Origin of the sequence: Paraburkholderia madseniana, assembly GCF_009690905.1 — a bacterium.
GTDB lineage: Bacteria > Pseudomonadota > Gammaproteobacteria > Burkholderiales > Burkholderiaceae > Paraburkholderia > Paraburkholderia madseniana.
Map to the genome: position 1 here is coordinate 107,978 of NZ_VOSW01000014.1, position 14,657 is coordinate 122,634.

At 61.6% G+C, this 14,657-nt stretch carries 9 protein-coding genes; 6 read left to right on the top strand and 3 right to left on the bottom strand.

From position 1 onward, the window contains the following. The first annotated feature begins 398 nt into the window (after positions 1-398). From FSO04_RS09900 to FSO04_RS09910, 4 genes are all read left to right on the top strand, one after another. On the top strand, positions 399-2,705 hold the full coding sequence (locus tag FSO04_RS09900) for a hypothetical protein (protein WP_154559519.1): 2,307 nt from the start codon (positions 399-401) through the stop codon (positions 2,703-2,705). Positions 2,706-2,885: 180 nt separating this feature from the next. Next, the gene (locus FSO04_RS46300; protein ID WP_166618166.1) at positions 2,886-3,032 is read left to right on the top strand and encodes a hypothetical protein; all 147 of its coding nucleotides are present in this window, start codon (positions 2,886-2,888) and stop codon (positions 3,030-3,032) included. A 67-nt stretch (positions 3,033-3,099) separates the two neighbouring features. Continuing rightward, the gene (locus tag FSO04_RS09905) at positions 3,100-3,552 is read left to right on the top strand and encodes a GDP-mannose mannosyl hydrolase (protein WP_154559520.1); all 453 of its coding nucleotides are present in this window, start codon (positions 3,100-3,102) and stop codon (positions 3,550-3,552) included. Between the two features lie 152 nt (positions 3,553-3,704). Then, positions 3,705-6,095 (top strand): PIG-L family deacetylase, encoded by a 2,391-nt coding sequence (locus FSO04_RS09910; RefSeq protein WP_154559521.1) that lies wholly within the window; start codon positions 3,705-3,707, stop codon positions 6,093-6,095. A gap of 25 nt (positions 6,096-6,120) precedes the next feature. Here the strand turns inward: FSO04_RS09910 and FSO04_RS09915 are convergent, their stop codons facing one another. Next, entirely contained in the window at positions 6,121-7,206 is a 1,086-nt protein-coding gene (locus FSO04_RS09915) for a glycosyltransferase family 4 protein (protein WP_168435629.1), read from the bottom strand. An 853-nt stretch (positions 7,207-8,059) separates the two neighbouring features. On the opposite strand from FSO04_RS09915, the gene FSO04_RS09920 reads away from it, so the two are divergent. Then, the gene (locus FSO04_RS09920; RefSeq protein WP_154559522.1) at positions 8,060-9,997 is read left to right on the top strand and encodes a hypothetical protein; all 1,938 of its coding nucleotides are present in this window, start codon (positions 8,060-8,062) and stop codon (positions 9,995-9,997) included. 127 nt (positions 9,998-10,124) lie between these two features. On the opposite strand, the gene FSO04_RS09925 is transcribed toward FSO04_RS09920, so the two are convergent. Together FSO04_RS09925 and FSO04_RS09930 are read right to left on the bottom strand one after the other, a co-directional pair. After that, positions 10,125-11,663, bottom strand: coding sequence for an amino acid permease (locus FSO04_RS09925; RefSeq protein ID WP_154559523.1), 1,539 nt, complete (start codon positions 11,661-11,663; stop codon positions 10,125-10,127). Positions 11,664-11,731: 68 nt separating this feature from the next. Continuing rightward, positions 11,732-12,508: an SDR family NAD(P)-dependent oxidoreductase gene (locus FSO04_RS09930; protein WP_154559524.1), complete on the bottom strand. Its 777-nt coding sequence runs from the start codon at positions 12,506-12,508 to the stop codon at positions 11,732-11,734. A 324-nt stretch (positions 12,509-12,832) separates the two neighbouring features. On the opposite strand from FSO04_RS09930, the gene FSO04_RS09935 reads away from it, so the two are divergent. Then, positions 12,833-13,816: a helix-turn-helix domain-containing protein gene (locus FSO04_RS09935; RefSeq protein WP_154559525.1), complete on the top strand. Its 984-nt coding sequence runs from the start codon at positions 12,833-12,835 to the stop codon at positions 13,814-13,816. Positions 13,817-14,657: the final 841 nt, after the last annotated feature.

Sequence of the window (14,657 nt, forward strand, 5' to 3'; positions counted from 1 at the left end):
CTTACCAGATGCCCGATGAGGTTTCTTCTGACGATATATTCGGTCAGCGGAGACATGTAAAGCAGGTTCTAATATAAGCACTTTTCGAGAGACAAAATTATTTAATTCGCTGTTATAGGATCTGGAGAATATAAACACGACGATTAATGTTTCAAACGTGAAACACTGCAATAAGACAACTTTAGCCCGCCCGGCAATAGACGGGCCAATGGCGGATTCTGTCGGATGAGAGCCGGTATGTTTCCGCCATCGAATTGCGGAAATAGCCTATGCGGTTTCCGCAACACATTGCGACACGAGGTAGCCTGAGGCGGGTCTGGCCTGGTCAACTAGTCATCCGGTGACGCCTTATCGTTGGAACATGCCGGAACCTATGCGTCGAACGACACGGGGAACACATGTCTGATGTATGCGAATATCGCGCGCTGCAACCACCCTTCGGCACCTGTGCCGCCCACGCGTTAGTGCTGCGCGTTGCCGCCTGGGCGGCGGCGTTTATCCTGCTGGGCATCGTGGCCTCCTCGTGTAGTGCGGCAGCGGCTTCAGCCGGTCCTGACAGCGCAAGCAATGCCGATCTGACGGTCGACGGCAGAAAGTGGACAGCATGCGCGGCGGAATATGGAACCTGCCGGTTCAGCGGTACGCGCGACGTGCTGTACGGCACGGTCGAGCAACATGTCATCAAGACGTTCACGACCAGCGCCGATTGCAATAACGGTGTGTTCGGCGATCCTGCACCCGGTGTGGAGAAGCGCTGCGCGGTTGCGGTCACTGCGGCTGATTCGAGTACGGCGGCCAAGGCCGAGGCCGCCGTCCCGGCGCAAAAAGACGCAGCGCCCGCCGCCGCGACGGAATCTGCAGCCACGGTGCCCACTTCATTGAAGGCACCGCCCGGGCAGGGTCTGCGCTGCGCCGCGCCCGCCTCGCAGGTGCGCGCGGCCGCAAACGGCGATCTGCTGGAAGCGGACACGCCGAGCGACGGCACGCGCCTGTTCGCAGCGGACAAACCTTTCGCGCTCGTCTTCACGACACGACCTACGCAAAACGACACGCTCAACTGGCAGATCCGCGATAGCTGGAATGCCGTGCGGGCCAGCGGCCGCTTCCCCGTTGCGGCGGGCGCCACGCTGTCGACCCTCAGTTGCGCCTCGACCGTTGCCGGCTACTTCGCCGTTTCCGCTTCGCTGGAACGCGCCCACGGCCAGCTCGAATCGCGCGGCACACGTCCTGCAGGGATCGCCACTTTCGGTGTGCTGCCTGACACCTCCGCTGCCTTACCCGCCGTACGCTTTCCGTATGAAGATCTGCATCGATTCGGCGGACAGGGCACCGCCTACCTGGCGCCTCTACAGCATTGTTGCGACGGCGACGGCTATCGCCCGGCCTATACCGCGCTCGGCCTTTCGTGGGCGAACGACAATCGCAACTGGTATATGGAAGAGCAAAAAAACGCGGGCACGTTCGATCCCGCGAGCAAGCAGTTGCTTCCCTACTTTCGGCGCGGCGACATCATGCGTCTGATCCAGCTCGACGGTATTCCTCAGTGGGTAAGTCCGACCGGCAAGGAGACGCACAGCTATGCGCCGACCTCGCTCGCGCAAATGAAGGACTACATGGCCAAAGTCGGCACCGAGTCCAACCGCACGCGGATGACCTACTTCCCCAAACAGCGCGACAACTACTATCAGGTGACGTGGGAACCGGACGCCGACGGCGGCCTGCCGTGGCGCGATACCGACGCGAATTTCGTCGCGATGTACAAGGCCGTCTGGGAGGGCATTCATCAGACGGACCCGCATGCCGTGGTGATGGGTGTGACGTATGCCTCGGTGCAAGTCAATGTCGAGAAGATGCGCCGTCTCGGTCCGCTCGGGATCGGCCGCTATATGGATGGCATGACCATTCACGGCTATTACGACATCGGCACGACACCGTCGCACCCTCCCGAGCGCGTCGCCGACCCAGGCAACCAGGGCACCGTGCCGGGCGCGCTTCCCGCCGCAATGCGCGCGCTGCGTCACGAGTTGCGTCAATACCTGAAACCCGGTGCGCCGCTGTTCGTCACCGAAACCGGCATCAGCTACGACATTGGTGCTGCGTACGGCAAGAACTATCCGGGCGAGAACGTGCTGTATGCGCAAGCCGCGGTCGTGGCGCGCACGCATCTCATCCTGCTCGGCGAAGGCGCGGACATGACCTACGTGTTCTACCTCGCGGACATGCCGGACGCCGCGCCCGGCTATGGTGTTTTCTTCGAACTCGATCATCCGAATGGCGCCTACGGCGCCGCTCGCATCAGCCCCAAACCCGCCGCCCTCGCGGTAGCGGCGATGACGCGGATCATCGACGGAACGGATACGCTCGGGCCCCTCAAAGGTCTGCCCAAAGGCGTCTACGCGTACGCGTTCCGCCGGCTCGGCGGCGGCAAGGTCGTGACGGCGCTGTGGACGCATGACAACGACGCGTGGAATGCCAAAACCGGCTTCAGCGCGAGCCAGAGCGCGGACTATCGTCTGCGTGTCGACGCGCCCGGCACGTCGGGCGAAGTGACCGTGTTCGACATGATGGGCAACCCATCGAGCTTGCCGTATCGCGACGGTGTCGCGAGCCTCAAGCTGTCGCCGACGCCTATCTATGTGGTGTCCGCCAACGCCGGCGTGTTCAAGGACGCGGTCACGACTCCGGAGGGTTACGTGCCTCGCTAGATGTGCCGCGCGGAGTGCGGGGTGCGCATGGCGCGCCGCCGTGGATCCTTCGATAGGCAACGCTTACTGTCGAGACGCGACGATACTTCGGCGTGATGTGACAGGGCAGGTCGTTTCTTACACCCGTAGAATCCAGACGGAGACTACCTCGCATGCATATCAACGCGCTGGAGCCGAGAAATGAACGGCCTCGCATGGACAATGCTGGTGCTGGCCGGGATGGTCGGGGCGTTTCTCTTCGCCACGGTCGGCGCGATTCTGGTCGCACTGCTGCTGGCGAATGTCTCAAGCCGTCTCACCCGGGATGATGAGCACCATGGCGACTAATAGCGCCTTCAGCATCGCCTCACGATCACCACGCGCTCAACGCGACGCGCGCCCTGCAGGAGATGGAATGCTGACCGAGATCGATTTCCTGGACGTGGTGCGTCTGACGCCGCTGGTCGCGATCGATCTGATCGTCAGCGACGCCGAGGGCCGCGTGTTGATCGGCCACCGGCGCAATCGCCCTGCCCGCGGCACATGGTTCGTTCCCGGCGGGCGCATTCATAAGGACGAAACGCTCGACGCAGCGTTCACCCGCATTGCCGACGCCGAATTGGGCATCGGCAGGCTGAACCGCTCGACCGCGCGCTTCGAGGGCGTTTTCGAGCACCACTACAAAGACAATTTTGCCGCCGAGCCTGACGTCTCGACGCACTACATCGTGCTCGCCTATGCGCTGCAGTTCACCAGCACCATCTCGGTCGGCCGGCTCGACCAGCACAGCGACTATCTCTGGCTAGCACCTTCGGAGCTGCTCGCACGCGCCGATGTTCACGAGAACACCAAGGCTTACTTCCGTTAGCGGCAGAGTTTGGGCCACCGCTCGCGCCAACAGCCCCGCCATCCGCATGACCCATTGCCGGCACGCAAAGTGCTGCTTACTGTGAGTTCGCCAACGTGGCGGCCCACGCCAGTACAGTATGATCGAGCTCACCGTCAGGGTTCGAATCAAACATGCGATCATCGGCAGCCAGGCTCGTTCGCGATTCATCCATTGCTTTTCTAGCGCTACTTTTTTTCACTCTCTTTTCCGGTGCGGCGCGCGCGGCAAATTGCGGCGCCGGGACGCTGGTCACGGTCGTCGCCCACCTCGATGACGATCTTCTTTTTGTGGACCCCGCCATCAGCGAACGGCTCGACGCCGGCTGGTGCATCACCACCGTCCATCTGATCGGCGGCGCCAACGGTGCGGATTTCGCTTACGTGCAGACCCGCGAGCGGGCCTCGCGGCTCGCGTATGCGCGCATGGCGGGGGTGCCTGACGAATGGATCGAAACGAATATTCCGATCGCCGGCAAGCTCGTGCATCAAATGGTGCTGAAGGCGAAGCCGCAAGTCCGTCTGCTCGAATTCCGCCTGCCCGGCGGCGCCGTGCGCGGCGGCCGCGAACCGCTCGGCCTCCTGTGGGAACAGCACGCCACGCTTTCCACCTATCCGATGAACGCCGACGGTTCCGTGCGTGTGCAATACGATCGGGCCTCGCTGTCGGCCACACTGAAAGTGATACTCGCCGGGGCGTCGCAGATTTACACGCTCAATCCGGACACCGTACCGTTTCTCGAGCATCCCGATCACATCTACGCCGCGCGCATCACGCGTCACGTCGCCCAGACGTTGAACAAAAGCGTGCCGATCGAATACCACATCACCTATCCGACCGGCGACTGGCCCGGTAATGTGCCGGCGGCTGAGGTTCAGCGCAAGCGCGACATCGTCGCCAGCTATTTTTCTGTCGACGGCAGCGAGTTTTCGCATGTATTCGGCGAGTTTCAGTGGAATGGTAATTGGGTCGCGCGACGCTATGCCTTCGCCGATCGCAGCGATCGCCGCATCGCGGATTTCCAATCGCATCCCATTCAGCTCTTCAACGCGGCGGCGAGCCGTTGTCTAACTTCCGCAGGCAGCGGCCAGGCGCCGACACTCGCCGCGTGCACGGGCTCATCCACGCAACAATGGCGCTGGGATCCCGTGACTGTCTATCCCGGCAATCCGCGCAACGCCGCGCTCGTCAGCGTCGCGACTTCGCAATGCATCGCCGAACGCGACGGCTATCTGATCTCCGAAACCTGCGATCAATGGGACATGGCGCAGCGCTGGACGCCGTGGGACTTCGGCCTCGTCTACACGCCGCTGCGGCACTGTCTTGGCGAAACCGACGCCAAACTCACCATGCGCGGCTGCACCCTGCTCACCACACGCTACCGTTGGGCGACCACGCAACGCACTCAGGCGACCGATTTGCGGCTCGCAACCGCGATGGTCGGCGACATTGGCGGCACGGGGGAGCAAGCCGCGGTCTATGTGCAGCGACAACACGACGGACCCGGCTTCAACGTGTACGCGGCGTCGCTCGTGAAAGCGTCGCCCCCCGCCCTCTGGTACGCCGGCACTGTCCCTTTCGATCCTCGCGCCACGGCGCCCAGTTGCGCGGATGACAAGCTGTGTTTCGATAGCGCGCGCTTCCTGCTCGGCGATTTCGACGGCGACGGCAAGGCGGACCTGATGGTCATCACCGCGCGCCAGGGTGGCACCGCGTTCTGGTTGCTCCGCAGCACAGGCGAGCGCTTCGAGGCCCCACGTCTCTGGCTTCAGACCAGCCGCGAGTTCAGGCCAGCGTTGACGCAGCAATATGTGGCGGCGGACTTCGGCGGAACCGGACATACGGACGTGCTGATCGCACAGAAACGCGCCGATAGCGGGCTCGACCTCTGGATGGCGTCGTCCACAGGCTCAGCGGGCTCAGTGGCCTCAGCGCCGACGCTCATGGCACAAGCAAAAACCCTGCGGCAAAACGCCAATCTTCTGGCAGTCCAGACTGCAGGATCACGCGCGTCACTGGTCGCGGTGGAGGGTGCGGACGGCCGGCTCGCACTCACGCCAATCGCCAACGACGGCACGCGCATGACCGTCGGCGAACGCAAGCTATTGCCGGCGAGTTTCCTGCCCGACTTCGTCAAAGTGACGGTCGGGGCCGTGCACGGCAAAGCGAGCAATACGCTGATTCTTCTGACACCGCATCTCGACGGAACGAACGAGGACGCGGTCATCGACATTGCCACGCTCGACACAGCGGATGCAAACGCCGTGCCGGTCCAGGCGGCGGCCTTGCGCGGCATGTCGTGGTCGGATGTCTTTCCGGCTTTCGTGCGTGACAAGCGCAATGCGGCACTCGTGCTCTATCGAAGAACCGACGCGACGCTCGGCGATTTCTATTTCACCGGCGGCGCACCGGCGCTGACGCGCTATCCGGTAGGCGATGGTTTCGCCCTGGGCGCAGCCCAGGATCTCGGCGAACTGCCGGGGCTGTTCTCGGAGACGGTGCGGATCGACCGGTTGACGCAGTAGCGCGAGCCGATCGACCCGACGCGGTTCAGGTCGAAACGCGCAGCGGCTGAACGAACTGCCGCGCGATCGTCATGTAGCGGTCTGCCGTGTCGCGCAATGTGTATCCCGCCAGTTGCCGGTTCGCTCGCGGCATGTCGAGCGCCTTGAGCAATGCGCGGCCATAGGCCTCCGGATCGGCCGTGTCGACGAGATTGACGCCGGCAAATCCGCTGGCGAAGCCGAACGACGGAATCCGGCTCGCCACGACAGGAATACCCGAGGCGAGCGCCTCCAGAAAGCCAATGCTCTGCGCTTCGAAACGCGAAGGCATGGCAAAGACACGCGAGGAGCGAAGGATCGCGGCGACATCCAGGCGCGGCCCGCATACCGTCACGCGGCTGTCCAGGCCAAGCTGATGAACCAGCGACACCACCGCCTCGTAATAGGGGATCTCCTCGATGACTCCGCACAGCAGCAGGCGCGCTTCAGGCTCGCTCTGCACGACACGCTCGAACGCGCGAATCGTGTCCAACTGGCTCTTCCCTTCTATATAGCGGCCTAGCTGAACGATCTGCTTCGCAGGCACTGAGATATCCGGTGCGGATGGGTTGTTGTCTTCGGCGAACAGCGACGCGTCAACGCCATTCGGGATCACAACCATCGCCGGATGCTTGCCGATCTCTCGCAGGTAGTCGTCGATATTTTTCTGCGACACGCCGATGATCGCTCTCGCCCGCCGTGACAGCAGGCGCTCGGCCTGCTTGAGCGCGCCGTTCTCGAAGTCGTTGACGCCGGAGTGCATCACCCAGGCGATCGGTGTGTGCACGGGCAGAAGCCGGACATAGAGTGCGGCGAGCGTGGCATGCGCCACGATGAAGTCGGGGCGGAACTGGCGTACCACGCGATACAGGTGCAGCAATTTGCCCACCCTGCCGTGGGGGCTGCTCGGGAACAGACAGGTGACACCCGCGGCTTCCAGCTCGGCACGAATGCCGACGAAATCGTCCTGCTGGGGAAGCAGCGACGTAATACAGACCTCATGGCCGCCGCGCTGATGCTGAATCGCGAGCCCCTTTACAAGTACTTCCGCCCCGGATAGTCGCGGTGCGTGAACCAACTGAAGAATTCTCACGATTTATCTCTCTGGATAACCGCCTTTTTTGCGCAGCGGATGGACAAGCCGAGCAGCAAGTACCGGTCCCGAAAAAATGTCGGCATCCATCGTCGTTTATCTGGCGCGTCCCTTTCGCGGGACGCAGCCTCGTCTCCGTAAAACAGCGACAGTTCCGCCGCGAAGTCACTATCGCGAGGAAACGTTACACCGAAGGCCCAGCACTTTTCCGCCATCTCCAAGACTCAATCGGCTATGGAATGAGGGCTATCACCCATTTCTCCGCGGTTTATCCCGATTCATATAGTTAGGCATCCGTTACAAATCTTTTCGACCCCACTTTCACATGGCGGATAAAGACTGATCCCCTCATACCTATTTTTTGATGCGATCAATGCAATTAGTACTGCATCAATGTTCATACGTAACGACTCGTTACTTCTTTTAAACATACTAATGCGTATTGTTGCTGTCGATTCTTCCCATCAGAGCCTTTCTTGCTTACAGGACAGTAAAAAGTTCATCGAATGGCGCGATGGACTCAAGCACTTCGATGTGGATTGCGCTGTTCCTCAAGACGTTCGTTGTTTTCGTCACACCTTCCCCGGTCGTCCGATTCCGCCAGATCCGCCATGACGAGTGGCATGGATTCGTACGATAAGAATTTCTCTGCAGAGAAATGCGTTCGGGGCCGACAACCCGGGAAGGCATCACACCTTCGCGCGAACGAATGGTTTGCGCATCCAGGACGGCCAGTGTCGAAGCCTCGGTTATCGGCTGGCTTGCAATTGAACCCCGATGTTCGTTCCGTCTCCCAACGCGCTTTGCGCGAAGAGCCCAACGAATGTTCAGAAAACGCATTGGTTAGAGATTGATGAAATCACAACTACTCCTACTCTCGACACTTTCTCTCGCGCTAGCGGGCTGCGGTGGTGGCGGCGGCGGTAACGGTGCTAGCAGCAACGCGACAACCCAGCTCAACGGTTCGTCCAACTCGACTGCGGCCGGCAACAGCAGCACCGGCGGCACCGCCACGGTGAACGGCGCGGGCAACACCGTCGCGACACTCAGTTGCACGTCGCCGGCCGTCTCGGCGGGCTCCGGCAGCGCCACCATTTCCGCCGACACGCCCAGCGCGGATGGCACACGCATCTTCGCTTCCGGCAGCGCGTTCCAGCTCGCCTTCAGCACCAACGTACCGAACGCCGACACGCTGAACTGGGCCGTCACGGACACCATCGGTCGAGTGGCGGCGAGCGGCAGCACCGCCGTCCCGAGCGGTTCGAAGACCATCGCGCTCAACTGCACCTCGACGCTCGCCGGCTATTTCGCCGCAACGGGCACGCTGGCGCAGAACGGCGGTCAACTGCCACAGGCCGGCACGCGCCCGGTCGGCATCGCGACCTTCGGTGTGCTGCCGAACCTGTCCCAGGTCGTGCCTGCGGTCACCTACGCGCATCAGGAACAGCACCGTTTCGGCATGCAGGGCGCGAACGACAACGGCGCCCTGCTGGCCGACCTCGGCATCTCGTCGACGATCGACGACCGCCAGCTCTCGACGATGGAACCGAACGGAGCGAACACCTTCAATCCGTCAGCGAACAATCTCGATCCGTTCTACAAGACCGGCAACGTGATGCGCCTGATCCGTCTTGACGGCATCCCTGCCTGGGCGAGCAGCACCGGTGCGTTCCAGGACGACACGAGCGTGCCGAGCAGCCTTTCGTATTACCAGAGCTACATGAGCCGCGTCGGCACGGAATCGAGCGCGATTCGCGCGGCGTACTTCCCGACCCAGTCGGCGAACTACTATCAGGTGACGTGGGAGCCCAACCAGTTCTGGACCGACACCGACGCCAATTTCATCGCGCTGTATCAGTCCGTCTATCAAGGCATCCATTCGACCGATTCGAGCGCGGTGGTGATGGGCCCGGCCGATGCGTTCCCGAGCCTGACCACGACGCGTCTGAAGCGCCTCGCGCCGCTCGGCTTCGGCAAATACATCGACGCGGTGGCAACGCACGGCTACTACGACGCGGGCACTTCGCCGTCGCATCCGCCGGAGCGCTACGACAGTGACCCGTCGACCGCCTCAGGTTCGCTGCGCGGCCAGATGCGCGCTCTGCGCTCTGAAATGGCCACCGACTACCGAACGGGCATGAAGCTGTTCTCGACGGAAGCCGGCATCAGCTACGACCTCGGCACCTCGTACGGTCCGAACTATCCGAGCGCGAACGTGCTGTACGCGCAAGCGGCGGTCGCGGCACGCATGCACATCATCACGCTGGGTGAAGGCGCGGATCAGACCTACGTGTTCTACGGTGCGGACTATCCGGGCGAAGTCGGCTACGGCACGTTCTTCGACCTGAACGACGCGCAAGGCGCATTCGGCGCGACGAACATCAGTCCGAAGCCGGTTGCGATGGCGATCAGCGCGATGACGCACACGCTCGATGGCACGCACACGCTCGGAGCGGTGAACGGCACGCCGACCGGCGTCTACGCCTACGCGTTCCAGCAGGTGGGCAACGGCGCGGTGATCACCGCCTTGTGGGCGCACAACAATAGCGTGTGGGACGCCAGCGTGGGCTTCAGCTCGAGCTATAGCGTGCCGTATAGCCTCACGGTGGATGCGCCGGGCACGAGCGGCACGGTGAAGGTGGTCGACATGATGGGCAATGCGTCGAGCGCGAATTACAGCAACGGTACGCTCACGCTCAACCTGACCGAATCGCCGGTGTATGTGGTGTCGAACAACGCGTCGGTTGCCAAATCCAACGCGACGGTGCCGGTGGGATACGTCGGTATCTAATTAGCAACTGCCACATCATGCGGTAGATGTAATAAAAACGTCAGCCGGCTTCAGGGCCGGCTGACGTTATTTTTTCAGACATGGGTAGCGGCGTCTGGCCGCGCACTCGCAGAGCTTCAGCCTTCCTTCAGCTTTCCCCCAGTCGCCCCTCCATCCCGCTCAACTCCTGCTCGCGCTCCTTCGACACCTTGCCGATCGGCGGGCCCGCAAAGCTCTTGCGCACACCCGCGCCGTACCAGATCGCCAGCAGTATCGCGAGCAAACCGACAATCACGTACACCACTTTCTGGTTAGGCGGCTGCATGCCGACATAGGCGAGCACGAGTGCGCCGAACACCGCTGCAACAGCGAATGGCTTCGACAGCATGCCCAACTGGAACGGCCCTTTTTCCTTCCACGTGCGCCCTTCGGCGAAAATACCGGCTGCAATCGGCATAGCGTAAGAGATGAACAGGAACACCGCGCTCCCCGCGCTCAGCACCGTGAACGCATCACCGTACAACGTCACCACGATCGCCAGCACTGCCGAGGTCCAGATCGCAGCGCCCGGCGTGCGGTGTGCCGCATTCACCTTGCGCAGCCACTTCGAGCCGGGCAAGCCACCGTCGCGGGCAAACGCGAACATCATGCGCGAGGTCGACGTAACGGCTGCGAGGCCGCATACGTAGTTGATGAAGAACATCAGCAATTCGATCAGGATGCGCAGCGGTCCCGGAATCGGTGCAAGAATCGCTTCGAAGAATCCGGTGCCCTGCTTCACCCCCGCAGTGATATCCGGCATCACCAGCACGAACGCGCACACCATCACGTAGCCGAAGGTGGTCGACCAGAACACGGAGCCAACGATGCCGCGCGGCACATTGCGCGCCGCCTGATGCGTCTCCTCCGAGGTATGCGCGGAAGCGTCGAAGCCCGTGATCGTATAAGCGGTCAGCAGCAGGCCGGACAGAAACGCCATGGCGATGGTTTGCTTGGGCCATGCGCCGCCATCGATACCCGTGAAGTTGGTGAACGTATAGAGCCGCGACAGATCGATCTTGACCGGCGAATACACCAGCAGGGACACCACCAGCATGACCGTCACCACGAAGATCAGATAACCCGACAGGTCCGTGATCTTGCTGGTGATGCGAATGCCGCGATGATTCAGGAATGCTTGCGAAGCGGTGATCACGGTCAGAAAGAGCGTCTGCTGCCACCAGCCGAGCGAATCCGGACTCACACCGAACATCGGCGCGATCAGCGTGCGAAAGAACGGATCATAGGTACCGTAGTTGATCGCGGCGACGACGAACACGAGACCGAGCAGATTCAGCCACGCGGTGAGCCAGCCCCACATTTTGCCGCCGAGAATCGAACTCCAGTGATAGAGGCCGCCTGCTGTCGGATACGACGATGCGATCTGCGCCATCGCCGCCGCCACGACCAACGCGAACAGCGAGCCGAGCGGCCAGCCGAGTCCGATCGACGCCCCGCCCGCCGCCGACAAGCCCATCTGGAACGACGTGATGCCGCCCGACAGAATGCAGATCAGCGAGAACGACACCGCGAAGTTCGAGAACGCCCCCATGCGCCGGGACAGTTCCTGCGCGTAGCCCATCTTGTGCAACAGCTTGACGTCGTTGTCGGCGGGGTCCGCCGACGGCACGGCCGTGTTGATGTCCATGACGCGATCCTTTGAACAGGGTTATGACGAAGCGGCAAACTGGCGTGACCGCGCGACGAAGGACCGGCTCACGCAGCCGTAAAGCAGTTATCCACGTACAGGTGTGCGCCGTTGACGAAACTGGCGTCGTCGCTGGCGAGAAAGAGCGCGGCGCGTGCGACTTCTTCCGGCGCGCACAGACGGCCCTGCTGCACCGACAGCGCCGCTTCGCTCGCATCGAAGCCATACTTCGCGAGCGCGCTGATTTCGCGACGCCCATGCGGCGTATCGATGAAACCGGGGCATACGGCGTTGCAGCGAATGCCACGGTCGCGATACTCGACGGCAATCGAACGCGCGAACATGGCGCATGCGCCTTTGGTCGTGCAGTACAGCACTTCGAGCGGCGTGGCCGCGACCGACGAGATCGACGCGGTGCACACGATCGATCCGCCGCCCGCGGCGAGCATGTGCGGCAGCACCGCGCGGGTCATCATGAACATGCTTTTCACGTTGACGTTCATGAGCCAGTCGTAGTCTTCGTCGGTGGTATCGACGAACGGTTTTACGACGATGCTGCCGGCGTGGTTGAACAGCACGTCGATACGGCCGAAGCGCGCCATGATGTTTGCCACGGCGGCGTCCACGGCTGCGCGCTTCGATACATCGGCGGCAAACAGTTCGGCTGTGCCGCCTGCCGCGCGAATTCGCGTCACGAGTTCCTCGCCCGCATCGGTATTGATATCGACTACGGCGACCTGCGCGCCCTCCTGCGCGAACAGCAGCGACGCCGCGCCGCCCGCGCCGGTCGCGCCGCCTGACACGATTGCGATCTTGCCTTCCAGCCTGCCTGCCGATCTGCTCATGCGTGACTCCCGTTCTAGTGTCCAGTGCGTTGTGTTGCATTGCGTTGTGCACAAAGTAGGGGCGGCAAAAAGCGGCGACTATCCAAAATTGGCAAAAACGTAAAAATCCCGTAAAAATCCGGATTTCTGACAAATTCATTACATCTGAACCTGAATGCTTGCCGTATCTGGCGGTCGCCGTGTTCGTGATCTGCGCGGACATGGCGCAGGAAGCCGCATGAGCGGCCCGGATGGGTCGCTCCAACACTGCGACGTAAATTTTTTTTCGCATACACTGACCGGCACGAGGCTTTTCGGGGAGCGCCAGTAGAATCGGGAGAAGCTATGCAGCCGGTCAATCAGACAAGCAGCGCCGTCGAGATTCGCTGTTGCCGGAACATCGACGAGCAGGCGATGTTGCTCGACGCGTGGAACCAAAGCTATTGCCAGATTTCGCGCGGCGCCTTCGACGGCTCGGTGAGTTCGTTCGCCGCGGGCGGCGTGCGGGTGTTGGTGGAGCGGCTGAACCGCACGGTCTATCAACGCGGCCAGGTGGCGCGGTCCAAGCTCGCCGTGGGCATTCCATTTCAACTCGAAGGGCATGCGCTGCTGTGCGGGCAGACGAGTCACCGTGACGGCCTGCATGTGTTTTCCGGCGATGGCGGGTTTGAGTTTTTATCGCCCGACACGCATCTGGTGGTGAATCTGGAGATCGAGCCTGGCGCGATTGGCGATCGTTTACTGCGCTCGCAGCTCGATGAAATTGGGTTGCGGCTGGGCGCGAGGCCTGGCGTATTGAATGTCGATCCTGTCCGCTTGCAGGGCTTTCGCGAGGTGCTGAAGCAATTGCTTGACGCCGTGGCTGCGACGCCGACGTTGCTCGATGATGGCGGCGTGGCGGCGGCGTTCGAGAAGTCGGTGATATTTGGTCTTGCCGAGGTATTGCAAGGAGTGCGGGATGCGGATCCACATGGGAATGTCGAAGCGCGTACCGCGCGGAACTGGCAACTTGTGCGCAGCGTTCGTGAGCTGGTGGAAGAGTCGCCGGATTGCCCGCTGTCAGTGGCCGAGCTATGTGCTCGGTTTCGCGCGAGTCGGCGCACTTTGCAGTATGCGTTTGAGGATACGCTTGGGGTGAATCCTTCAGCGTATATACGGGCTGTTCGGCTCGATCACGTGCGGCGTGAGTTGCGAGGTTCTGCTTCGGTGACTGAAGTCGCTACGCGGTGGGGGTTTTGGCATTTTGGGAATTTCTCGAACGAGTATCGGGGGCAGTTTGAGGAATTGCCGTCGGAGACTTGGCGGCGCAGTAGGGCGCGCGCGGGTTGAAAATGGCGTTTTTTTGCCTGTGCGGCGCTTTTTGTCAGTGGTCCTAGGGTGTTGGCCTTTCCTTGATCTGGCTTTAGTGCCTTTCCTTGAATTGTTAGTGGTCTATTAGCGTTGCCCCTGTGCGGGGCGGCACCTACTTCTCTTTGCCGGCTGCAAAGAGAAGTAGGCAAGAGAAAGCAGCTCAAACCGCTAATGCTAAGTGGGCATCGTGGCCTGCTACGGGTAGTGGTGCATCTGGAATCTGTGTTCGTGCACCTGCATACGTCAGTGACAAGGGAGTCATACTTCCGGCGGCGCTGCGCGCGCCGAAGCGTACTTCTCAAAACCACCCGCTACGTTTTAGCTCACACGCGCCCACACGTTTGTGCTCTTGCATTTGTGCTCTCGCGTTTGGGCTTTTGGGCTCGAGCTCTTGCGTTTTGCCCGGCGCCGTGACTCGTCATTGCATGGCCGCTGCGAGTGTAAGTGGGACTGGTCGAAATTTCATTTGAAGTGGAGTTCGCTCATAAGTGAGGAGGCGCGTCGCCGAGGCGAAGCCGATGGCCCCCGCATACCTCAACCGAAGCCCGTGGTTTCCCATGCAGACCCGTCCGCGACGCACGTAGTGCGGAGTGGGAGCTGATGAGTCCTTTGTCACTAGCGCGAAACGTGGGAGAACACGGATTCCAGATGCACCACTACCCGCAGCAAACCACGGCCCCCACTTAGCAGTACCGGTTTGAGCTGCTTTCTCTTGCCTACTTCTCTTTGCAGCCGGCAAAGAGAAGTAGGTGCCGCCCCGCACAGGGGCAACGCTAATAGACCACTAACAATTCAAGGAAAGGCCAACGCCCCAAGAACA

What these genes read in the sequence shown, in the direction of transcription:
- FSO04_RS09930 (WP_154559524.1), bottom strand. Translation starts at nt 12,508, where the DNA reads ATGAGCAGATCGGCAGGCAGGCTGGAAGGCAAGATCGCAATCGTGTCA.
- FSO04_RS09910 (WP_154559521.1), top strand. Translation starts at nt 3,705, where the DNA reads ATGCGATCATCGGCAGCCAGGCTCGTTCGCGATTCATCCATTGCTTTT.
- FSO04_RS09935 (WP_154559525.1), top strand. Translation starts at nt 12,833, where the DNA reads ATGCAGCCGGTCAATCAGACAAGCAGCGCCGTCGAGATTCGCTGTTGC.
- FSO04_RS46300 (WP_166618166.1), top strand. Translation starts at nt 2,886, where the DNA reads ATGAACGGCCTCGCATGGACAATGCTGGTGCTGGCCGGGATGGTCGGG.
- FSO04_RS09900 (WP_154559519.1), top strand. Translation starts at nt 399, where the DNA reads ATGTCTGATGTATGCGAATATCGCGCGCTGCAACCACCCTTCGGCACC.
- FSO04_RS09920 (WP_154559522.1), top strand. Translation starts at nt 8,060, where the DNA reads ATGAAATCACAACTACTCCTACTCTCGACACTTTCTCTCGCGCTAGCG.
- FSO04_RS09925 (WP_154559523.1), bottom strand. Translation starts at nt 11,663, where the DNA reads ATGGACATCAACACGGCCGTGCCGTCGGCGGACCCCGCCGACAACGAC.
- FSO04_RS09905 (WP_154559520.1), top strand. Translation starts at nt 3,100, where the DNA reads ATGCTGACCGAGATCGATTTCCTGGACGTGGTGCGTCTGACGCCGCTG.